At 61.2% G+C, this 20,624-nt stretch carries 20 protein-coding genes; all 20 read left to right on the plus strand.

What is annotated here, in order from left to right; translation table 11 throughout:
• The 20 genes from AB6804_RS09550 (at position 1) to atpA (ending at position 20,614) form a co-directional block, all read left to right on the plus strand.
• Entirely contained in the window at positions 1 to 1,221 is a 1,221-nt protein-coding gene (locus tag AB6804_RS09550; protein ID WP_370886229.1) for an ABC transporter substrate-binding protein, read from the plus strand.
• Between the two features lie 72 nt (positions 1,222 to 1,293).
• Positions 1,294 to 2,178 (plus strand): branched-chain amino acid ABC transporter permease, encoded by an 885-nt coding sequence (locus tag AB6804_RS09555; protein ID WP_035962113.1) that lies wholly within the window; start codon positions 1,294 to 1,296, stop codon positions 2,176 to 2,178.
• On the plus strand, positions 2,178 to 3,149 hold the full coding sequence (locus tag AB6804_RS09560) for a branched-chain amino acid ABC transporter permease (RefSeq protein WP_370886282.1): 972 nt from the start codon (positions 2,178 to 2,180) through the stop codon (positions 3,147 to 3,149). Before AB6804_RS09555 ends, AB6804_RS09560 begins: the two co-directional genes overlap by 1 nt.
• A gap of 331 nt (positions 3,150 to 3,480) precedes the next feature.
• On the plus strand, positions 3,481 to 3,693 hold the full coding sequence (locus AB6804_RS09565) for a hypothetical protein (RefSeq protein WP_370886230.1): 213 nt from the start codon (positions 3,481 to 3,483) through the stop codon (positions 3,691 to 3,693).
• Complete coding sequence (locus AB6804_RS09570) at positions 3,671 to 4,837, plus strand: ABC transporter substrate-binding protein (RefSeq protein WP_370886231.1); 1,167 nt, start codon at positions 3,671 to 3,673, stop codon at positions 4,835 to 4,837. The genes AB6804_RS09565 and AB6804_RS09570 overlap by 23 nt, the downstream gene beginning before the upstream one ends.
• A gap of 239 nt (positions 4,838 to 5,076) precedes the next feature.
• Positions 5,077 to 6,249: an ABC transporter substrate-binding protein gene (locus AB6804_RS09575; RefSeq protein WP_370886232.1), complete on the plus strand. Its 1,173-nt coding sequence runs from the start codon at positions 5,077 to 5,079 to the stop codon at positions 6,247 to 6,249.
• 142 nt (positions 6,250 to 6,391) lie between these two features.
• On the plus strand, positions 6,392 to 7,447 hold the full coding sequence (locus tag AB6804_RS09580; RefSeq protein WP_370886233.1) for a branched-chain amino acid ABC transporter permease: 1,056 nt from the start codon (positions 6,392 to 6,394) through the stop codon (positions 7,445 to 7,447).
• A 4-nt stretch (positions 7,448 to 7,451) separates the two neighbouring features.
• Positions 7,452 to 9,236, plus strand: a complete 1,785-nt coding sequence (locus AB6804_RS09585) for an ATP-binding cassette domain-containing protein (protein WP_370886234.1) — start codon at positions 7,452 to 7,454, stop codon at positions 9,234 to 9,236.
• Positions 9,233 to 9,982 (plus strand): ABC transporter ATP-binding protein, encoded by a 750-nt coding sequence (locus tag AB6804_RS09590; RefSeq protein ID WP_370886235.1) that lies wholly within the window; start codon positions 9,233 to 9,235, stop codon positions 9,980 to 9,982. The genes AB6804_RS09585 and AB6804_RS09590 overlap by 4 nt, the downstream gene beginning before the upstream one ends.
• A gap of 153 nt (positions 9,983 to 10,135) precedes the next feature.
• On the plus strand, positions 10,136 to 12,091 hold the full coding sequence (gene mnmG, locus AB6804_RS09595; protein ID WP_370886236.1) for a tRNA uridine-5-carboxymethylaminomethyl(34) synthesis enzyme MnmG: 1,956 nt from the start codon (positions 10,136 to 10,138) through the stop codon (positions 12,089 to 12,091).
• A complete protein-coding gene (rsmG, locus tag AB6804_RS09600; protein ID WP_370886237.1) occupies positions 12,088 to 12,738 on the plus strand; it encodes a 16S rRNA (guanine(527)-N(7))-methyltransferase RsmG in 651 nt (216 codons plus the stop codon). Before mnmG ends, rsmG begins: the two co-directional genes overlap by 4 nt.
• A 60-nt stretch (positions 12,739 to 12,798) precedes the next feature.
• The gene (locus tag AB6804_RS09605; RefSeq protein WP_370886238.1) at positions 12,799 to 13,614 is read left to right on the plus strand and encodes a ParA family protein; all 816 of its coding nucleotides are present in this window, start codon (positions 12,799 to 12,801) and stop codon (positions 13,612 to 13,614) included.
• On the plus strand, positions 13,611 to 14,516 hold the full coding sequence (locus tag AB6804_RS09610; RefSeq protein WP_370886239.1) for a ParB/RepB/Spo0J family partition protein: 906 nt from the start codon (positions 13,611 to 13,613) through the stop codon (positions 14,514 to 14,516). Before AB6804_RS09605 ends, AB6804_RS09610 begins: the two co-directional genes overlap by 4 nt.
• A gap of 14 nt (positions 14,517 to 14,530) precedes the next feature.
• Positions 14,531 to 15,667, plus strand: coding sequence for an SLC13 family permease (locus AB6804_RS09615; protein WP_370886240.1), 1,137 nt, complete (start codon positions 14,531 to 14,533; stop codon positions 15,665 to 15,667).
• Between the two features lie 283 nt (positions 15,668 to 15,950).
• Positions 15,951 to 16,475: an ATP synthase subunit I gene (locus AB6804_RS09620; RefSeq protein WP_370886241.1), complete on the plus strand. Its 525-nt coding sequence runs from the start codon at positions 15,951 to 15,953 to the stop codon at positions 16,473 to 16,475.
• 180 nt (positions 16,476 to 16,655) lie between these two features.
• Positions 16,656 to 17,507, plus strand: coding sequence for a F0F1 ATP synthase subunit A (gene atpB, locus AB6804_RS09625; RefSeq protein ID WP_370886242.1), 852 nt, complete (start codon positions 16,656 to 16,658; stop codon positions 17,505 to 17,507).
• Positions 17,508 to 17,597: 90 nt separating this feature from the next.
• Entirely contained in the window at positions 17,598 to 17,864 is a 267-nt protein-coding gene (gene atpE, locus AB6804_RS09630) for a F0F1 ATP synthase subunit C (protein WP_035962415.1), read from the plus strand.
• A 135-nt stretch (positions 17,865 to 17,999) separates the two neighbouring features.
• Complete coding sequence (locus AB6804_RS09635; protein WP_370886243.1) at positions 18,000 to 18,470, plus strand: F0F1 ATP synthase subunit B; 471 nt, start codon at positions 18,000 to 18,002, stop codon at positions 18,468 to 18,470.
• Between the two features lie 2 nt (positions 18,471 to 18,472).
• The gene (locus tag AB6804_RS09640) at positions 18,473 to 19,015 is read left to right on the plus strand and encodes a F0F1 ATP synthase subunit delta (RefSeq protein ID WP_370886244.1); all 543 of its coding nucleotides are present in this window, start codon (positions 18,473 to 18,475) and stop codon (positions 19,013 to 19,015) included.
• Positions 19,016 to 19,072: 57 nt separating this feature from the next.
• Positions 19,073 to 20,614, plus strand: a complete 1,542-nt coding sequence (gene atpA / locus AB6804_RS09645; RefSeq protein WP_370886245.1) for a F0F1 ATP synthase subunit alpha — start codon at positions 19,073 to 19,075, stop codon at positions 20,612 to 20,614.
• Positions 20,615 to 20,624: the final 10 nt, after the last annotated feature.

Below are 20,624 nucleotides of genomic sequence, written 5' to 3' on the forward strand. Positions count from 1 at the left end.
ATGAAAAAGAAGACCCTCGCGCGCCTCTCTTCTCTTTGCTTTGCGGCTGCGGCGGCGAGTGTGGCGCTGATAAGCAGCGGCGCGCAGGCCGCTGACGCCAACAGCGTCAAGATCGGCTTCGTCACTGACTTGTCGGGGCTTTACGCCGATATCGACGGACAAGGCGGCCTCGAAGCCATCCGCATGGCGATCGCCGATTTCGGCGGCAAGGTGAACGGCAAGCCGATCGAGCTCGTCTATGCCGATCACCAGAACAAGGCGGACATTGCGGCATCGCGCGCACGCGAGTGGATCGACCGTGACGGCGTGAACGCGATCATCGGCGGGACCAATTCGGCCACCGCGCTGTCCACCGCGCAAGTGGCGGCCGAGAAGAAGGTGCCGTACATCAACATCGGCGCGGGCGCGGACAACCTCACGAACGAACAGTGCTCGCCGTACACCGTCCACTACGCCTACGACACCATGGCGCTCGCGAAGGGCACCGGCTCCGCCGTGACGAAGCAGGGCGGCAAGTCGTGGTACTTCCTGACCGCCGACTACGCGTTCGGCAAGGCGCTGGAAAAGAACACGTCGGATGTCGTGAAGGCCAACGGCGGGCAGGTGCTCGGGACCGTGCGGCATCCGCTGTCGGCGTCGGATTTCTCGTCGTTCCTGCTGCAGGCGCAGGGATCGAAGGCGCAAGTGCTCGGCCTCGCGAACGCGGGCGGCGACACGATCAATTCGATCAAGGCGGCGAAGGAGTTCGGCATCACCAAGTCGATGAAGATCGCCGCGCTGCTCATCTTCCTGACGGACATTCACAGCCTCGGACTGGAAACGACGCAAGGTCTCGTCGCGACGGATAGCTGGTACTGGAACAAGGACGAGAAGACGCGCGAGTGGGCGAAGCGCTATTTCGCGAAGATGAAGAAGATGCCGACGAGCCTTCAGGCCGCCGACTATTCCGCCGTCACGACGTACCTGAAGGCGGTGCAGGCAGCAGGCGGCACCGACAGCGACAAGGTGATGGGCGAACTGAAGAAGGCGAAGATCGACGACTTCTATGCGAAGGGCTACATCCGCCAGGACGGTTCGATGATCCACGACATGTACCTGATGGAAGTGAAGAAACCTTCGGAATCCAAAGAACCGTGGGACTACTACAAGATCACGGCGACGATTCCGGGCGAGCAGGCGTTCGCCACCAAGGCTGAATCGCGCTGCGCGGCCTGGAAGTAAGCTCGCGGTGACGAGACGTGGCGGGCGGCTCGCGGGCTGCCCGTCGCCACAACGATTCTGACGGCAGGTTCAATGGAAATATTCGGCATACCGCTCGCCGCCATGATGAGCCAGTTGCTGCTCGGACTGGTGAACGGATCGTTCTACGCGATCCTGAGTCTCGGGCTCGCGGTGATCTTCGGCTTGCTCAACGTCATCAACTTCGCGCATGGCGCGCTCTTCATGCTGGGCGCGATGCTCGCGTGGATGGGCTACTCGTACTTCAACGTTCCCTATTGGGCGATGCTCGTGCTCGCGCCCGTCATCGTCGGCGTGCTCGGCGTCTTCATCGAACGTTCGATGCTGCGCTGGCTCTACAAGCTCGACCATCTCTACGGCTTGCTGCTCACGTTCGGACTCACGCTCGTGATCGAAGGCGTGTTCCGCTCCATTTACGGTTCGTCGGGGCAGCCGTATGACGTGCCATCGCTTTTGTCCGGTGCGACGAATCTCGGCTTCATGTTCCTGCCGAACTATCGTGCATGGGTCGTCGTCGCGTCGCTGATCGTGTGCTTCGCGACGTGGTTCGTCATCGAGAAGACGCGCATCGGCGCCTACTTGCGCGCGGGCACGGAGAACCCGAAGCTCGTCGAGGCGTTCGGCGTCAACGTGCCGCTGATGATTACGCTGACCTACGGCTTCGGCGTCGCGCTGGCGGCATTCGCGGGCGTGCTGGCCGCGCCGGTCATCCAGGTATCGCCGCTGATGGGGCAGTCGATGATCATCACCGTGTTCGCCGTCGTCGTGATCGGCGGAATGGGGTCGATCATGGGCTCGATTCTCACGGGCCTGCTGCTCGGCGTGATCGAAGGCTTCACGCGCGTGTTCTATCCGGAAGCGTCCGCGACGGTCGTCTTCGTCATCATGGCGCTCGTGCTGCTCGTGCGTCCGGCAGGGCTCTTCGGCAAGGAAAAATGATGCAGAGAAAAGCGCTATACGTCCTGTTGCTGATCGCCCTGGTCATCGCGCCGTTTGCGGGCGTGTATCCGGTCTTCATGATGAAAGTGCTGTGCTTCGCGCTGTTCGCGGCGGCGTTCAATCTGCTGATCGGCTATACGGGACTGCTCTCGTTCGGGCACGCGATGTTCCTGTCGAGCGCAGGCTACACAGCCGGCTACGCGATCCAGACGCTCGGCCTCACGCCGGAGCTGGGCGTGCTTGCCGGCACGGCGGTCGCGACGCTGCTCGGCCTGGTCGTCGGCCTGCTGGCGATTCGCCGTCAGGGCATCTACTTCGCGATGGTCACGCTCGCGCTCGCGCAGATGGTCTACTTCGTGTTCCTGCAAGCGCCATTCACGCACGGCGAAGACGGGCTGCAAGGCGTGCCGCGCGGCAAGCTGTTCGGCATGGTGAGCCTGAGCAGCGACGTCACGCTCTACTACATCGTGCTGCTGGTGATGCTGTTCGCGTTCGCGCTCATCGTGCGCATCGTGCATTCGCCGTTCGGGCAGGTGCTGATCGCGATCAAGGAAAACGAGCCGCGCGCCATATCGCTCGGCTACGACACCGCGCGCTACAAGCTGCTTGCGTTCGTGCTGTCGGCGGGGCTCGCGGGTCTCGCGGGCGCGACGAAGACGCTCGTGCTCGGCTTCGAAACGCTCGGCGATGCCTACTGGACGATGTCCGGCCTCGTCGTGCTGATGACGCTCGTCGGCGGCATGAGCACGATGTTCGGGCCGCTGCTGGGCGCTGCGATCATCGTCGCGCTGGAAGACCGGCTCGGCGATATCGGCACGGGCATCGCGAATCTCACGGGCGTCGCGTGGTTCCAGTCGCTCGGCGAATCGGTGACGATCGTGACAGGCGTGATCTTCATTGCGTGCGTGCTGGCGTTCCGCCGCGGCATCGTGGGGGAGATCGTCGCGCGGATTCGGCCGTTGCAGGGCTGACGCAATTTAGTTGGAATACCGAAAGGACTATGCGAATGCGAAGGCTTGATTAACGGCAATTAACGCGCCCCTTTGAGGTGCTTCCATGCACCACTAGGGTAAATGCTAGGTTGTCGCTAAACGGTCACGACATTACTATGCGTCTAGTTCTGTTGCACCCGAATTTTTGAGGTGGAGAACGAGGAGACATGAGGCACAAAGTGCCCAAATCGAAAGCGCTGTTGGATGACTCCAACAGCGCTTTTTTATTTGTCCGCCGATAATACGTATCGCGATCGCGCGATTCACCAGACAGATAATCCAGGCGGGACATCCAACAGCATGGCGGGGCGTGCGCTACGCCTCACGCAGCCTGCCGCAAGCCCTTCAAAACGCTTGCTGGGCGGCGCTTGCCTCCGCTAAACTGCATTTCCCGACCCGCTGGTCGGCGATTCGCGACATAAATAAATCCGCGGGCTTCGAAGCAAAGAATCATCCGGCAAGACTTCAATTCGAACTGACGATTTACCGGGTGCAAATCAATGAAGTGGGCATTGCGCGGTAAAGCGGTCGCTATGGCGATTGCGGGAATGGCAGCGGTTTTAAGCACGCAAGTTTGGGCGGACGTGAAAATAGGCGTCACGGTATCGGCGACAGGCCCGGCCGCATCGCTCGGTATTCCGGAGAAAAACACCTTCGCGTTATTGCCGAAGGAAGTCGCGGGACAAAAAGTGCAATACATCGTGCTCGACGACGCCACGGATTCCACGCAAGCCGTCAAGAACGCGCGCAAGCTCACGAGCGAAGGTCACGTCGATGCGCTCATCGGTTCCACCGTCGTTCCCAATTCGCTCGCGATGATCGACATCGCCGCCGAGACCAGCACCCCGATGATCTCTATGGCCGCCGCGGCCAGCATCGTCGAGCCGATGGACAGCAAGCGCGCGTGGGTCTTCAAGACGCCGCAGAACGACATCCTCATGGCGACGGCCATCGCACAGCACATGGCCAATCATGGCGTGAAGACGGTCGCCTTCATCGGCTTCTCGGACGCGTATGGCGAGAGCTGGTTCAAGGAATTCTCGAAGGCGGCGGACCTGGCGAAGGTGAAGGTCGTCGCGAACGAGCGCTTTGCACGTAACGATGCTTCGGTGACCGGCCAGGTTCTGAAGATGATGTCGCAGAACGCTGACGCGGTGCTGATCGCCGGCGCGGGTACGCCGGCTGCGCTGCCGCAGAAGACGCTCAAGGAGCGCGGATACAAGGGCAAGGTCTATCAGACGCACGGCGTCGCCAATAACGATTTTCTCCGCGTATGCGGGAAGGACTGCGAGAACACGTTCTTGCCGGCGGGTCCGTTGCTCGTGGCCGAGCAGTTGCCTGACAGCAATCCCGTCAAACAGGCCGCGCTCACCTACAAGAAGGCGTATGAAGGCGCGTACGGCGCGGGTTCGGTGTCCACGTTCGGCGGTCACGCATGGGACGCGGGCCTCATTCTTCAACGTGCGATACCCGTCGCGCTGAAGAAGGGCCAACCGGGCACGGCGGCGTTCCGCGAGGCGTTGCGCGCGGCCATCGAAGAGACGAAGAATCTGCCTGCATCGCATGGCATCTTCAACATGAGCGCGAACGATCACTCCGGGCTGGATCAGCGGGCGCGCGTGATGGTCGAGATCGTCGGCGGCAAGTGGAAGTTGTCGGCCAACTAAATAGCGATATGTGAATCGATTCTGACATCAAAGGCGCGTTGCAACGAACGCGCCTTTTTTGTTGTGCGGAAGTGGAAAGAAGAGGGCGCAAAGCCTCGCGGATGAACTGGGCGACTGTCATCGACGGTCAGGGAAAACGAGCCTAGGCATGGTGTAACGCGGTAAATAGATTGAGTGCGCTTCTGGCAGGCCGCATCGACAAATACTCGCAGCAGCACAGTCGCGTTTGGAGACGAGCAATGAAAACGAAGAAATCATGGGTTAGCAAAAGCATCGCGCTTGCCATCGCCGGCAGCGCGGTTTTCAGCACGAGTGCGGTATTTGCACAGGTGAAGATCGGCGTGACGTTATCGGCGACGGGGCCGGCGGCATCGCTTGGGATTCCCGAGAAAAATACCGTCGCGCTGTTACCGAAGGAAATCGGCGGGAAGTCGGTGCAATACATCGTGCTCGACGATGGCTCCGACACGAGCCGCGCCGTGCAGAACACGCGCAAGCTGATCGACGAGGATCACGTGGACGCGATCATCGGCTCGACGGTCACGCCGAATTCGCTCGCGATGATCGATGCGGCATCGAGCGCGAAGACACCGATGATCTCGATGGCCGCGTCCGCCGCGATCATCGCGCCGATGGACAGCAAGCGCGCGTGGGTGTTCAAGACGCCGCAAAACGACGCGCTCATGGCCGACGCGATCGCCGGCTACATGGAGAAGCACGGCGTGAAAACCGTGGGTTTCATCGGCTTCGCGGATGCCTACGGCGACGGCTGGTACAACGTCTTCAACGCGGCGGCCTCGGCGCACAAGCTGAAGATAGTCACGAACGAACGGTATAACCGCACGGATACGTCCGTCACGGGGCAAGTGCTGAAGACGATGGGCGCGAATCCGGATGCGGTGCTGATCGCGGGCGCGGGCACGCCGTCGGCGTTGCCGGCGAAGGCGTTGAAGGAGCGCGGCTACAAGGGCAAGGTTTATCAGACGCACGGCGTGGCGAACAACGACTTCCTGCGCGTGTGCGGCAAGGACTGCGAAGGTGAGATTCTGCCCGCCGGTCCGGTGCTCGTGACCGAGCAACTGCCGGACAGCAATCCGGTGAAGAAGTCGTCGGCGGCCTACAAGGACTCGTACGAGAAGGCCAATGGCGCGGGTTCGCTGTCGACCTTCGGCGGTCACGCATGGGATGCCGGTCAGATGCTCGCACGCGCGATCCCCGAGGCGCTGAAGAAGGCGCAGCCCGGCACGCCCGAATTCCGCGAAGCGCTGCGCGCCGCGCTCGAGAGCCTGAAGGATCTGCCGGTCGCGCACGGCATCATGAACACGACACCGGGCGATCACAACGGCTTCGACGACCGCGCGCGCGTGATGGTGCAGATCGTCGACGGCAAGTGGAAGCTGCTGAACGACTGAATGACGCGGGACGCAGCGATTCCTGAGCGTCCCCGTCTCCGATTTTCAAGATAGGGAAGCGGCGTGCCGATGGTGCGCCGCTTTTCCCATGTTCCACGGACGCTCACGGTCCGCAGATTTCAGGTAGCTCACAAGAGGAAGTATGGACTTATCGATTGCGGCGATTCTCGCGCAAGACGGCATCACGACGGGAGCGATCTACGCCTTGCTCGCGCTCGCCCTGGTGCTCGTGTTCTCCGTGACACGCGTCATTTTTATTCCGCAAGGCGAATTCGTCGCGTACGGCGCGCTCACGCTCGCCGCGCTTCAGACGCAGAAGCTGCCCGCGACCTGCTTTCTGCTCATCGCGATGGGCGTGGGTTGTTTCATCGCCGAGAGCGTATCGATCGCGCGGCATCCCGGGCGCTATCACCGGATCGGCCGCATGCTTGCCGTGCTCGCGGGCAAGTATCTGCTGTTTCCCGTCGCCGTGTGGGGCATCACGCAAGCCGTGTTCGCGCAGCCGCTGCCGATGATCGCGCAGATCGCGCTGACGCTGCTGATCGTCGTGCCGATGGGTCCTTTCGTCTATCGGCTCGCATATGAGCCGATCGCCGAGGCGAGCACGCTGCTGCTGCTGATCGTCGCGGTGGCGGTGCACTTCGCGATGGTCGGCCTCGGCCTCGTCATGTTCGGCGCGGAAGGCTCGCGCACGACGGCGTTTTCGGACGCCAACTTCAACATCGGCAGCGTCTCGATTTCGGGGCAAAGCCTGTGGGTCGTGGGCACGGCTGTCGTGCTGATCGCGGCGCTGTACTTCTACTTTGATCGCTCGATCTCCGGCAAGGCGCTGCGGGCAACGTCGGTGAATCGGCTGGGGGCTCGGCTCGTCGGCATCGGTACCACGCAGGCTGGGCGGCTGGCTTTCACGCTGGCGGCGGGCCTCGGCGCGCTGTGCGGCGTGCTCGTCGCGCCGATTACGACCATCTACTACGACTCGGGCTTCCTGATCGGTCTGAAGGGATTCGTCGGCGCGATCGTCGGCGGCCTGGTGAGTTATCCGCTCGCGGCGGCGGGGTCGCTGCTGGTCGGCTTGCTTGAGTCCTATTCGTCGTTCTGGGCGAGTGCTTACAAAGAGGTCATCGTCTTCACGCTGATCATTCCGGTGCTGCTGTGGCGAAGCCTGGCGAGCCCGCATTCGGACGAAGACGAGGAGTAATCGGATGACATTCCTACATCGATATCGATTTTTCTGGCTGTTTCTCGTCGTGGTCTTCGCTTTGCCGGTGCTGCCTGGCGCGGTCGCGGTGCCGGAGTACTGGATCACGCTGCTTAACTACATCGGTCTTTATTCGATCGTGGCAATCGGGCTGGTGCTGCTGACGGGCATCGGGGGCATGACGAGCTTCGGGCAGGCGGCGTTCGTGGGCGTCGGCGCATACGCCACCGCGTTCCTGACCACGCGATTCGGCGTCTCGCCCTGGATCGCGTTGATCGCGGGCGTCGTGCTCACGGCGTTTATCGCGCTGCTGCTCGGGCTGATCACGATGCGGCTATCCGGCCACTTTCTGCCGCTCGGGACCATCGCCTGGGGGCTGTCGCTGTTCTATCTGTTCGGCAACATGGAACTGCTGGGCAAATACGACGGCATCAACGGCATTCCGGTGCTCAATCTTTTCGGCTGGCAGCTCGAATCGGGGCGAAGCATCTATTACCTGATCTGGGTCGTGGTGTTGCTCGCGGTGATATCTGTTCAGAATTTGCTTAATAGTCGGCCCGGTCGCGCGATTCGCGCGCTTCGCGGCGGCGGCATCATGGCCGAGGCGATGGGCGTGAACACGGCATGGATGCGCGTCGTGATCTTTATCTATGCAGCAGTTCTTGCGGCGATTTCCGGCTTTCTTTATGCGCATCTGCAGCGCGCGGTGAACCCGACGCCGTTCGGGCTGAATCACGGCATCGAATTCCTGTTCATGGCCGTGGTAGGCGGCGTTTCGCATGTCTGGGGTGCGATTCTCGGTGCAACGATCCTCACCGTTTTGCAGGATTACCTGCAGACGCTGCTACCGAAGCTGCTTGGCGCAAATGGGAATTTCGAGATCATCGTCTTTGGCGTCGTGATGGTGCTGCTACTCCAGTACGCGCGGCAGGGCGTTTGGCCTTTCGTCGCGCGCCTTTTCCCGCGCGGTCCGCGCGCGCATGTACCCGAGCACGGGGAGGCGTTGCCGCAGCGCAGCAAACCTGTCGCGGGCGAGCCGCTTCTGACCGTCGATAAGGCTCGCAAGCAGTTCGGCGGCCTCGTCGCCGTGAACGATGTAAGTTTTGCTGTCAAAGCGGGGGAGATCATCGGCCTGATCGGTCCGAACGGCGCAGGCAAGTCAACGACCTTTAATCTCGTGACGGGCGTTCTCCAGGCCACGAGCGGCGCGATCACTTTTCACGGCGAACGCATTGACAAGCTGACGTCGCGTCAGATCGTGAAGCGCGGCATCGGGCGGACGTTTCAGCACGTCAAGATGCTGCCGGGGATGACCGTGCTCGAGAACGTTGCCATCGGCGCGCATCTGCGTGGGAAGACCGGCGTGTGGCGAAGCATCGCTCGTCTCAATGCAGCGGAGGAAGCGCGGCTAATGGCCGAAGCCGCGAAGCAGATCGTGCGCGTCGGACTGGAGAAGCATCTGTATAGCGAGGCGGGCAGCCTTGCGCTCGGCCAGCAGCGCATTCTCGAAATCGCGCGTGCGCTTTGCTGTGATCCGACGCTGTTGCTCCTCGACGAACCGGCTGCGGGCCTGCGTTATCAGGAGAAGCAGCAACTCGCGGACTTGCTCCGTAAGCTGCGCGCCGAGGGTATGAGCATTCTGCTGGTCGAACACGACATGGATTTCGTGATGAACCTGACGGATCGGCTCGTCGTAATGGAATTCGGGACGAAGATCGCAGAGGGCTTGCCTAGGGAAGTGCAGAAGGATCCAGCGGTTCTCGAAGCGTATTTGGGCGGGGTGGAATGATGAACGGACCGATTCTGGAAGTCAGCGGCTTGTCCGTGCGTTACGGGAAAGTTGAAGCGTTGCACGGCGCCAAGCTCACAGTGGGGGCGGGGCAGATCGTATCGGTCATCGGCCCCAATGGGGCGGGAAAATCGACGCTGCTCAACGCCATCATGGGGGCGCTGCCGCAGACAGGGCACGCGAAAGGGAAGGTTCAGTACGTCGGTGAAGATGTATCGGCGCTGGCTATCGAGCGTCGCGTGGCGCGTGGCATGTGCCTCGTGCCGGAGAAGCGCGAGCTTTTCTCGTCGATGGCGGTTGAGGACAATCTCGTGTTGGGCGCCTATCGAAGGAAGCGGGCTGGGGAGCGCGACTTTCTAGACCAGCTCGATCACGTCTTCGAGTTATTCCCGCGTCTCAAGGAGCGTCGCAAGCAGGCGGCGGGGACGCTGTCTGGTGGCGAACGTCAGATGCTGGCCGTTGGGCGTGCGCTGATGGGCAAGCCGCAACTGCTTATGCTTGATGAGCCGAGCTTGGGACTTGCACCGCTGATCGTTAAGGAGATATTTCACATCATCAGCGCGCTGCGACAAACCGGTGTGGCGACGCTGCTGATCGAACAGAATGCCCGAGCCGCGCTGCAGATCTCTGACTATGGATATGTGCTGGAAACAGGCGAAGTCGCGCTCGAAGGCAAGGCGGCGGAGCTTCAGCATAATCCGCAGGTCATCGAGACTTATCTGGGGTTAGCGAAAAAGGCGGTTTGAACGGTCCGATGGGCGGAACAGGGTGGCGTGTTTCACGTGAAACACGCCATTTTTTTCGCGCGGTCCAAGCGACGCGATCGAGCCGAAGCGGAAACCGATATAATTCTGCGATATTCCATCTCCAGGTTCGTGTCGTTCGCACACGAAATCCCAATGCTTTATCCCACAGAATTTGATGTGATCGTCGTTGGCGGCGGTCACGCTGGCACCGAGGCGGCCCTCGCGTCCGCACGAATGGGCTGCAAGACGCTTCTCCTGACCCACAATATCGAGACGCTCGGGCAGATGAGCTGCAATCCGTCGATTGGCGGCATCGGCAAGGGCCATCTCGTTAAGGAAGTCGACGCGCTCGGCGGCGCTATGGCCGCCGCAACGGACGAATCCGGCATCCAGTTTCGGATACTCAACTCGTCCAAGGGGCCGGCTGTGCGGGCCACGCGTGCGCAGGCCGATCGGCTGCTTTATAAGCAGGCCATTCGCCATCGGCTCGAAAACCAACCGAACCTCTGGCTGTTCCAGCAAGCGGTCGACGATCTAATGGTGGAAGGCGATCGCGTCGTCGGTGCGGTCACGCAGGTCGGCTTGCGTTTTCGTGCGCGTGCCGTGGTGCTGACAGCCGGTACGTTCCTCGACGGGAAGATTCACGTTGGCCTCAATAACTACGTCGGCGGGCGCGCGGGCGATCCGGCTGCGGTGTCTTTATCGGCGCGTCTGAAGGAGCTGAAGCTCCCGCAAGGCCGTTTGAAGACTGGCACGCCACCGAGAATTGATGGCCGCACCATCGATTTTTCGCAGCTGGAGGAGCAACCGGGCGATCTCGATCCGATCCCGGTGTTCTCGTTTCTCGGGCGCGTCGAGCAGCACCCGCGACAAGTGCCGTGCTGGGTGACGCATACCAATACACAGACACACGACATCATCCGTTCCGGGCTTGATCGTTCGCCGATGTACACCGGTGTCATCGAGGGTGTTGGGCCGCGCTACTGTCCGTCGATCGAAGACAAGATCCACCGATTCGCGTCGAAAGATGCGCATCAAATCTTTTTAGAGCCGGAAGGGCTGACAACGAACGAGTTCTACCCCAACGGTATCTCGACCAGCCTGCCGTTCGACGTTCAACTGAATCTCGTTCGATCCATGCGCGGACTGGAGCACGCTCATATCCTGCGCCCCGGCTACGCGATCGAATACGATTACTTCGATCCCCGCGCGCTTAAGGCGTCCCTTGAAACAAAGGCAATCGCTGGGCTGTTCTTCGCTGGGCAGATCAACGGGACAACCGGCTACGAGGAAGCGGCTGCACAAGGATTGTTGGCGGGCATTAACGCGGGCTTGCAGGTTCAGGGGAAGGACGCATGGTCGCCGCGTCGGGATCAGGCTTATCTCGGCGTTCTGGTGGACGACCTCGTGACGCGCGGCGTTTCTGAGCCGTATCGCATGTTCACGAGCCGCGCAGAATATCGACTCTCGCTGCGCGAAGATAACGCTGACATGCGCCTGACCGAAGTTGGGCGCGAATTGGGCGTTATCGACGATATTCGCTGGGACCAGTTCAATCGCAAGCGCGACGCTGTTTCACGTGAAACAGAACGACTGCGTTCGACTTGGGTCAACCCCAAAACCTTGGCCGCAGACGAAGCGACGGCGTTACTCGGCAAGCCTATCGACCATGAGTACAGTCTGGCCGATCTATTGCGTCGTCCCGGCGTTTCGTACGACGGCATTTGCGCGCTGCGCGAGGGGCAGTGCGGACCTGACGCACCGCTAGCCGACGATCCTGTACTGCTCGCGCAGATTAAGGAACAGATTGAGATTGGCGTGAAGTACCAAGGCTATATCGACCGCCAGGCGGACGAAATCGTTCGCAACGGCGCGCAGGAAAACACTCGCTTGCCCGAAGGCATCGACTATAGCGAGGTGCGTGGCCTTTCCTTCGAAGCGCGACAGAAGCTGTCGCAGCATAGGCCGGAGACGATCGGGCAGGCATCGCGTATATCGGGCATCACGCCAGCGGCCATTTCGCTTCTCATGGTGCATCTCAAGCGTGGCCTCGGACGGCGCGGCAAGCAAGCCGATGGTTCCGCAGCAACCACAACGGCGGCCCAATGACCGACCTGGCAACGATGTTGGACGATGGCGCTGCGCAACTGGGCGTCGCGTTGTCGGCAGGGCAGAAGCAGCAATTACTCGATTATGTTTCGCTGCTTGGAAAGTGGAACGCCGTCTACAACCTGACGGCGATCCGCGATACGAAGCAAATGCTGATTCAACACATCCTGGATTCGCTGGCCATCGTCCCGGCGATTCAGACGCGCGGTGCTTCAGCAGTATTGGATGTCGGATCGGGCGGCGGATTGCCGGGTATCGTGATCGCGATCGCGCTGCCGCACGTTCGCGTCACGCTGAACGATATCGTTCACAAAAAGACCGCGTTTCAATCGCAGGCGAAGGCGCATCTGGGTCTTTCCAACATTTCGGTCGTCACTGGCCGCGTCGAGAGTCTGTCGCCGGGCGTCGAAGTACCGGAAAAATTCGACGCAATTGTGTCGCGTGCATTCGCAGAGCTCGCGGATTTCGTTACACTTGCGCGTCATCTAGTTGCCGAGAACGGTCGCATTCTCGCGATGAAAGGCATCCGGCCGGACGCGGAAATCTCACGCTTGCCTGCCGGTGCGACCGTCGTGGGCGTCGAACGATTGATGGTGCCGATGCTGGACGCTGAACGGCACCTCATCGAAGTCGCCTTCGATGCCTGAGCGCCCGCAACGACTCAGCCATGCTGATCTTCTGACAGCGAAGAAACGAGGACACTAACGATGGCAAAAATCTTCTGCGTCGCAAATCAGAAGGGCGGCGTTGGAAAGACGACGACTGCGGTCAATCTCGCGGCCAGTCTCGCCGGGCTCGGACAGCGCGTGTTGTTGATCGACCTCGATCCGCAGGGTAACGCAACGATGGGCAGCGGCGTCGACAAAGCAGCGTGCGAGAGCACGGTGTACGAGGTGCTCGTCGATGGCGTCACTCTGCGCGAAGCGCGCGTGCGGCCCGACGCGGTCGGATATGACGTTCTCCCGGCCAACCGTGAACTGGCCGGCGCTGAAGTCGAATTGGTCGCGATGGAGAACCGCGAGCGCATTCTCCGCACCGCCATTGCCGATATAGAAGACGACTATGACTTCGTATTGATCGATTGTCCGCCGGCGCTCTCGCTGCTCACGTTGAACGCGCTGTGCGCCGCGCACGGCGTCGTCATCCCGATGCAATGCGAATACTTCGCGCTTGAAGGCCTGTCGGACCTCGTCAACACAATTAAACAAATTCACGCCAACCTGAACCGCGACCTCAAGGTAATCGGTTTGCTGCGCGTAATGTTCGACCCGCGAATCACGCTGCAGCAACAAGTGTCCGATCAGTTGAAGTCGCATTTCGGCGACAAAGTCTTCGATGTCGTGATTCCGCGCAATGTGCGCCTTGCCGAGGCGCCGAGTTACGGGCTGCCGGGTGTCGTGTTCGATAAGTCTTCGCGCGGCGCCCAGGCGTATATCCAGTTCGGCACTGAGATGATCGAGCGCGTCCGCGCGCTGCAACCCCATTCGATGCGGCAGGAAACGCCGACGGAGGAACCGAAATGAGCGCTGTGATGAAGAAGAAAGGTCTTGGCCGCGGCCTGGACGCATTGCTCGGCGGTAGCGTGGATATCACGGAAGCCGTGCGCGGGGAGGGCACGCCGACAGTTTTGTCGCTCGACAAGCTGCAAGCCGGCAAGTATCAGCCTCGCACGCGCATGGACGAAGGCGCGCTGCAGGAGCTTGCGGCCAGCATCCGCGCGCAGGGCCTGATGCAGCCGATTCTCGTGCGCTCGGTCGGCGATCAGCAGTATGAAATCATTGCGGGTGAGCGGCGGTTCCGCGCCGCGCGCCTGGCCGGGCTCGAAGAGGTGCCCGTGCTTGTGAAGAACGTGCCCGATCAGGCCGCTGCCGCGATGGCGTTGATCGAGAACATCCAGCGAGAGGATTTGAACCCGCTGGAAGAGGCGCAGGGCATTCAGCGTCTGCTCGACGAGTTCACTTTCACGCATGAGCAGGCAGCGGAAGCTGTTGGCCGCTCGCGCAGCGCGGTGTCGAATCTGCTGCGCTTGTTGAATCTCGCCACTCCTGTCCAGACGATGCTGCTCGCGGGCGATCTCGACATGGGCCACGCGCGCGCGCTGCTGGCCGTCGATGCCGCCACTCAGATTCAACTGGCGAATCACGTCGTGAACCGGCGTCTGTCCGTGCGTGAAACCGAGCGCCTCGTCGCGTCGACGTTGAAGCAGGCGCCCGCCACCAAGGCGCGTCCCGCCAACGACGGCGGCCGCGATACGCGACGCCTCGAAGAAGAACTGTCGGACCTGCTTGCGGCCAGCGTCAAGATCAAGCTGGGCGGCAGGGGCCGTGGGAAGGTCACGATCGACTTCGGCAATCTCGACGCGCTGGAAGGCATTCTCACGAAGCTGCGCGGCAGCAACGTCGAAACGCCGGCGCCGGCCGTCTGACAGCACCGCCGACCTTGTCCGAATACAACGCGAAGGGCGTTCAGCCCGATGTGCTCAGGCGCGTCTGGAGAACCGTCTGCAAGGAGCCGGTTCTCGCGATACTTGTTGCGGCGCTCGTGCTGTTGCAACTGGCGCGGCCTCGTCCGTGGATGTCGCTGCCCGGTCTCGTCGACTGGCAGACGGTGCTCACGCTGGCGGGCTTGCTCATCCTGACCAAGGCGATCGAATATTCAGGATTCCTGATGTGGGCCGCGCATCGGCTCGTACATCACATCCATGGCGAGCGCGGGCTTGCGCTGTTTCTCGTCGCGCTGGCGGCCGCTTTGTCGACCGTGCTGACGAACGATGTCGCGCTATTCGCCGTCGTGCCGCTCGCGCTGTCGCTGAACAAGCTCGCGCCGCTGCCGATGAAACGGCTCGTGATCGTGATTGCGCTGGCAGTGAACGCCGGGTCGATTCTGACGCCGCTTGGGAATCCTCAGAATCTGTTTCTCTGGCAGACGAGCGGCGTTCCGTTCGGCGCGTTCGTCTGGGCGCTCTTGCCGTTATGCGCGGCGCTGATGGCGCTGCTCGCAGCGGTCACGTTCGTGATGTTCCGCGCCACGCCGCTCGACCTGTCAGGCGATGTCGAGGCGCATTCCGTGGACCGGGTGCTGTGCGGCGTGAGCGCAGTGGCGTTCGCGGCATTCGTCGCGCTCGCGGATGCACATCACGCCGGGCCGGGGCTTGCGGCGGTCGCCGTTGGTTTCCTGTTATGGCGGCGGGAAATCGTGCTCAAGATCGACTGGCTGCTGCTGCTCATCTTCGTGCTGATGTTCATCGTGCTGCGCAGCGCGGCGGCGTTGCCGTCGGTTCACGGCGCGATTGCGCATATGGGCATTAAGTCACCTGCGCGCGCGTTCGCGGCCGGCGCGGTACTGTCGCAAGGCATCAGCAACGTGCCCGCTGCGATCGTGCTCGCCGAGTTCTCGAAGGATTGGCGGGCGCTTGCATTCGGCGTGAGCGTCGGTGGCTTCGGCCTGGCGATCGGCTCGCTTGCGAATCTCATCGCGGTTCGCCTGTCCGGCGAAAAGGCCATATGGATGCGTTTCCACGCCGTGTCGATTCCGTTCTGGATTGCCGCTGCAGTGATCGGATGGGCGCTTGTCTGATGCCTCGCGCGCATCGGCTCGATTCTGAAAATCTGCTTGCAGTCACAAGAAAAATCTCGCTTTCGAGACCGATTTTTAAGCTCCGTCTGCTTGGCTTTTGACACACCTAAACTATTGAATCCGTGACAACAATCGCTTACAATCGCCCGGATTTAACAGCTAGGCCACCTCGAAAGCGCGTCGAAAGCGCAAGGTGATTTTCCGGACTCTCGGTTCTCTCGGTTGAGGGCTCGGAGACGGCGCGAGAGCAAGCCGCGCGAGTCTTGAGCAAAACGCGAAGCAAATGCGCGAACGAAACATGCAAGTCAGCGCTCGCTCAGCCGGCGACACCAACGCCACCGGGAACCAGCCACGCAGTTCGTCGGACGACTCGTGGGAGGCCGAAGCGCAAGATAACAATATCGTTCCGCTCACGCGGGATCAGGCAGAAAAGCTGTTTGGACCCGAAGTGAGTCGTCCATCGCGTGTCACGCCGTTCAAGGTCGTGGCAGCGCAAATGGTTTTGTCCCTGGGTGCGACGCTACTGTGGTGGCTGTTTTGCAAGCCGCCGGGAGATGCTGCGCTGTCCGCCTTTCTGGGAGGAGCGATCTGCTGGCTGCCCGCCGCCTTGTTTGCGGCGCGCCTGCAAGCGAAGACAGGCGCCGAGACGATCATGAGCTGGATGATCGGCGAAGCGGTCAAGATGGGAGCGACGATTGCTATGTTCGTCGCGGTCGCGTTCTGGTACAAGAGTGCGCTGTGGCTGCCGCTGCTCGTCACGTACATCGTCGCGTTGAAGGCGTACTGGATCGCAATGGCTCTGCGGTGACGCAGCAACGTGCGGCGATGACCTCCCAGGTAAGTGCGGGACGGCAGAGCTGCCACTAGCATACATATGTGCGGAGCGTGCTCCGCACACGGGCCTTCCGCCCTGGAGCCGCAACGCGAAGCGGCGGCTCGGAGCGGCAGGCGTCGAAAGATTTTTGACAATTTGGGTGGCTTTAACGATATGGCAGCTAGCGAAGGAACGCACGCTCTGGATCCGTCCGAGTACATTGCGCACCACTTGCAGAATCTTTCCACGCACCACCAGACGTCGATCTTCGACATCCACGTCTGGAATCTGGACACGCTGTTCTGGTCCATTCTGTGTGGCCTCTTGACCATCATCATCCTCGGCCTCGCGGCGCGTAAGGCGACGTCCGGTGTTCCCGGCCGCTTCCAGTGCGCCATTGAAATGCTCGTGGAAATGGTGGAAGACCAGTCGAAGTCGATGATCCACGGCAACCGCCGCTTCATCGCTCCGCTCGCATTGACCGTGTTCGTCTGGGTCGCCCTGATGAACTCGCTCGACTTCATCCCCGTGGACTTGCCTGGCCGCGTCATCGGCTGGCTGGGTCTCGAGAACGTCGTGCCCCATCACCGCATCGTTCCGACGGCCGACCTCAACGGCACCATCGGCATTGCGCTGGGTGTGTTCATTCTGATGATCTACTACAACTTCAAGATCAAGGGCGCCGGCGGCTTCGTGCACGAACTGCTGTCCGCTCCGTTCGGCGCGCATCCGGTCTTGTGGATTCCGAACCTTGCGCTGAACATCATCGAGTTCGTGGCCAAGACTGTGTCGCTCGGCATGCGGCTGTTCGGCAACATGTACGCGGGCGAACTGCTGTTCCTGCTTATCGCATTGCTCGGCAGCATGTGGCATTTCGGCGCGGACGCCTCTGTACTTGGCTTTATCGGCCACGTGGTCGCGGGTACGGTCTGGGCGATTTTCCACATCCTGATCGTGTTTCTGCAGGCTTTCATCTTCATGATGCTGACGCTGGTGTATATCGGCCAGGCTCATGACACGCATTAACGCGGCATTGCGGCAGTTCGGAATCGCCAACGGTTCTAAGTTTCAATTTTTATAAATCAAGTTCCAAAGTCTTTAATCAAAGGAGTGATCATGCAAGCTTTCATCGCCAACATCCAGGGTCTGACCGCCGTCGGTATCGGCATCATCATCGGCCTGGGTGCAATCGGCGCCTGTATCGGTATCGGTCTGATGGGCGGCAAGTACATCGAGGCTTGCGCTCGTCAGCCTGAACTGATGAACCCGCTGCAGACCAAGATGTTCCTGTTGGCTGGTCTGATCGACGCGGCGTTCCTGATCGGCGTTGGTGTGGCAATGCTGTTTGCGTTCGCGAACCCGCTGCTCGCACGTCTCGGCTGAGGTTACTCGGAAGTGTGCGTCTGATCTTTTGGACACGACGCAAAGCGGAACGGTGAGGCGCTGATCGAGCACAACAGCCGGTTAGCGCCTTTTAACCGTTTCACTCTCCCGAAAAGCAACGTTTAAGGAAACACCGTGAATCTCAACGCAACCCTGTTTGCGCAAATGGTCGTGTTTCTGATCCTCGCGTGGTTCACGATGAAGTTCGTGTGGCCGCCGTTGATCAACGCCCTCGACGAGCGCTCGAAGAAGATTGCCGACGGCCTCGCCGCCGCCGACAAGGGCAAGGCGGAACTCGAAGCTGCGCACAAGCGCGTCGACCAGGAACTCGCCCAGGCACGCAACGACGGTCAGCAACGTATCGCTGACGCCGAAAAGCGGGCGGCTGCCGTCGCCGACGAAATCAAGGCCAACGCTCACGCGGAAGCTGCGCGCATCGTCGCCCAAGCCAAGGCGGACGCCGACCAGCAAATCGTCAAGGCTCGCGAAACACTGCGCGCCGAGGTCGCCGCGCTGGCCGTCAAGGGCGCCGAGCAAATTCTGAAGCGCGAAGTCGATCAGAAGGCTCACGCCGATCTGCTGAATCAACTCAAAACCGAGCTCTGATCATGGCCGAACTTGCAACCATCGCTCGTCCTTACGCAGAAGCGCTGTTCCGCGTGGCCGAAACCGGCGATCTCGCGGGCTGGTCCACCTTCGTCGAGGAGCTGGCACAGGTTGCGCGTCTGCCCGAAGTGGAAACGGTCGCCTCGAGCCCGAAGGTCAGCCGCGAGCAGATCACCGACTTGCTGCTCGCCGCGGTGAAGTCTCCGCTGGCTCAGAGCAGTGCTCAGGCGAAGAATTTCGTGCGCATGCTGGTGGAAAATCATCGTCTGCCGCTGCTGCCGGAAATCGCCGTCCAGTTCGACGAGCTGAAGAACGCCCGTGAAGGTGCGGCCGACGCGCATATCGTCAGCGCGTTCCCCCTCGAAGGCGCACAGTTGAACGACTTGGTCGCAAGCCTCGAACGCAAGTTCGAGCGCAAGCTGAAGCCGATCGTCGAAATCGATCAGTCGCTGATCGGCGGCGTTCGCGTAACGGTCGGCGACGAAGTGCTCGATACCTCGGTCCGCGCGCGCCTCGCCAGCATGCAGACGGCTCTGACCGCCTGACGCTTCCCGGAAGCGCCTTAGCTGGCACGCAACAGAATTGACTATCAGGAGCGAATAATGCAACTCAATCCCTCTGAGATCAGCGAGCTGATCAAGAGCCGGATCCAGGGCCTTGAAGCGAGCGCGGACGTTCGCAACCAGGGCACCGTGATCTCCGTGACCGACGGTATCGTGCGTATCCACGGCCTGTCGGACGTGATGCAGGGCGAAATGCTCGAATTCCCGGGCAACACCTTCGGCCTCGCGCTGAACCTCGAGCGCGACTCGGTCGGCGCCGTTATTCTCGGTCAGTACGAGCACATCACGGAAGGCGACATCGTCAAGACGACGGGCCGCATTCTCGAAGTGCCGGTGGGTCCGGAACTGATCGGCCGCGTGGTCGATGCACTGGGCAACCCCATCGACGGCAAGGGTCCGGTCAACGCGAAGATGACCGACGCGATCGAAAAGATCGCCCCGGGCGTGATCTGGCGTAAGTCGGTGTCGCAGCCGGTGCAGACGGGTCTCAAGTCGATCGACGCGATGGTGCCGATCGGCCGTGGCCAGCGCGAGCTGATCATCGGCGACCGTCAGTGCGGCAAGAGCGCCGTGGCTGTCGACGCCATCATCAACCAGAAGGGCAAGGACCTCTTCTGTATCTACGTTGCGATCGGCCAGAAGGCATCGTCGATCATGAACGTGGTGCGCAAGCTCGAAGAAACCGGCGCGATGGCTTACACCATCGTCGTGGCGGCTTCGGCTTCGGAATCGGCTGCGATGCAATACCTCGCACCGTACGCCGGCTGCACGATGGGCGAATACTTCCGCGACCGCGGCCAGGACGCGCTGATCGTCTATGACGACTTGACCAAGCAAGCGTGGGCGTACCGCCAGATTTCGCTGCTGCTGCGCCGTCCGCCGGGCCGTGAAGCGTATCCGGGTGACGTGTTCTATCTGCACTCGCGTCTGCTCGAGCGTGCTGCTCGCGTCTCGGAAGAGTACGTCGAGAAGTTCACCAACGGCGAAGTGAAGGGCAAGAGCGGTTCGCTGACGGCGCTGCCGGTCATCGAAACCCAGGCCGGCGACGTGACCGCATTCGTTCCGACGAACGTGATTTCGATTACCGATGGTCAGATCTTCCTGGAAACCGACCTGTTCAACGCCGGTATCCGCCCTGCGATCAACGCGGGCGTGTCGGTGTCGCGCGTCGGCGGTGCGGCTCAGACCAAGGTCGTGAAGAAGCTGTCGGGCGGTATCCGTACCGACCTCGCGCAGTATCGTGAACTGGCGGCGTTCGCGCAGTTCGCGTCGGACCTCGACGAAGCCACCCGCAAGCAGCTGGAGCGCGGCCGCCGCGTGACGGAACTGCTGAAGCAGCCGCAGTATCAGCCGCTGCAGGTGTGGGAACTGTCGGTGGCGCTGTTCGCGGCCAACAACGGCTATCTCGACGATCTGGAAGTCTCGCAAGTCCTGCCGTTCGAAAAGGGCATGCGCGAATACCTGAAGACGAGCCATGCCGATCTGATTAAGCGCATCGAAGACAACAAAGACTTGTCGAAGGACGACGAAGGCGCACTGCATGCCGCGCTGAAGGACTTCAAGAAGTCGGGCGCTTATTGATCGGGACAGA

The sequence above is a fragment of the Caballeronia sp. RCC_10 genome (genome assembly GCF_041360715.1).
Taxonomy (GTDB): domain Bacteria; phylum Pseudomonadota; class Gammaproteobacteria; order Burkholderiales; family Burkholderiaceae; genus Caballeronia; species Caballeronia grimmiae.

Excerpts from the sequence above, each read along its gene's own strand:
- AB6804_RS09550 (WP_370886229.1), top strand. The coding sequence starts at position 1 with ATGAAAAAGAAGACCCTCGCGCGCCTCTCTTCTCTTTGCTTTGCGGCT.
- AB6804_RS09555 (WP_035962113.1), top strand. The coding sequence starts at position 1,294 with ATGGAAATATTCGGCATACCGCTCGCCGCCATGATGAGCCAGTTGCTG.
- AB6804_RS09560 (WP_370886282.1), top strand. The coding sequence starts at position 2,178 with ATGCAGAGAAAAGCGCTATACGTCCTGTTGCTGATCGCCCTGGTCATC.
- AB6804_RS09570 (WP_370886231.1), top strand. The coding sequence starts at position 3,671 with ATGAAGTGGGCATTGCGCGGTAAAGCGGTCGCTATGGCGATTGCGGGA.
- AB6804_RS09575 (WP_370886232.1), top strand. The coding sequence starts at position 5,077 with ATGAAAACGAAGAAATCATGGGTTAGCAAAAGCATCGCGCTTGCCATC.
- AB6804_RS09580 (WP_370886233.1), top strand. The coding sequence starts at position 6,392 with ATGGACTTATCGATTGCGGCGATTCTCGCGCAAGACGGCATCACGACG.
- AB6804_RS09585 (WP_370886234.1), top strand. The coding sequence starts at position 7,452 with ATGACATTCCTACATCGATATCGATTTTTCTGGCTGTTTCTCGTCGTG.
- AB6804_RS09590 (WP_370886235.1), top strand. The coding sequence starts at position 9,233 with ATGATGAACGGACCGATTCTGGAAGTCAGCGGCTTGTCCGTGCGTTAC.
- mnmG (WP_370886236.1), top strand. The coding sequence starts at position 10,136 with ATGCTTTATCCCACAGAATTTGATGTGATCGTCGTTGGCGGCGGTCAC.
- rsmG (WP_370886237.1), top strand. The coding sequence starts at position 12,088 with ATGACCGACCTGGCAACGATGTTGGACGATGGCGCTGCGCAACTGGGC.
- AB6804_RS09605 (WP_370886238.1), top strand. The coding sequence starts at position 12,799 with ATGGCAAAAATCTTCTGCGTCGCAAATCAGAAGGGCGGCGTTGGAAAG.
- AB6804_RS09610 (WP_370886239.1), top strand. The coding sequence starts at position 13,611 with ATGAGCGCTGTGATGAAGAAGAAAGGTCTTGGCCGCGGCCTGGACGCA.
- AB6804_RS09620 (WP_370886241.1), top strand. The coding sequence starts at position 15,951 with ATGCGCGAACGAAACATGCAAGTCAGCGCTCGCTCAGCCGGCGACACC.
- atpB (WP_370886242.1), top strand. The coding sequence starts at position 16,656 with ATGGCAGCTAGCGAAGGAACGCACGCTCTGGATCCGTCCGAGTACATT.
- atpE (WP_035962415.1), top strand. The coding sequence starts at position 17,598 with ATGCAAGCTTTCATCGCCAACATCCAGGGTCTGACCGCCGTCGGTATC.
- AB6804_RS09640 (WP_370886244.1), top strand. The coding sequence starts at position 18,473 with ATGGCCGAACTTGCAACCATCGCTCGTCCTTACGCAGAAGCGCTGTTC.
- atpA (WP_370886245.1), top strand. The coding sequence starts at position 19,073 with ATGCAACTCAATCCCTCTGAGATCAGCGAGCTGATCAAGAGCCGGATC.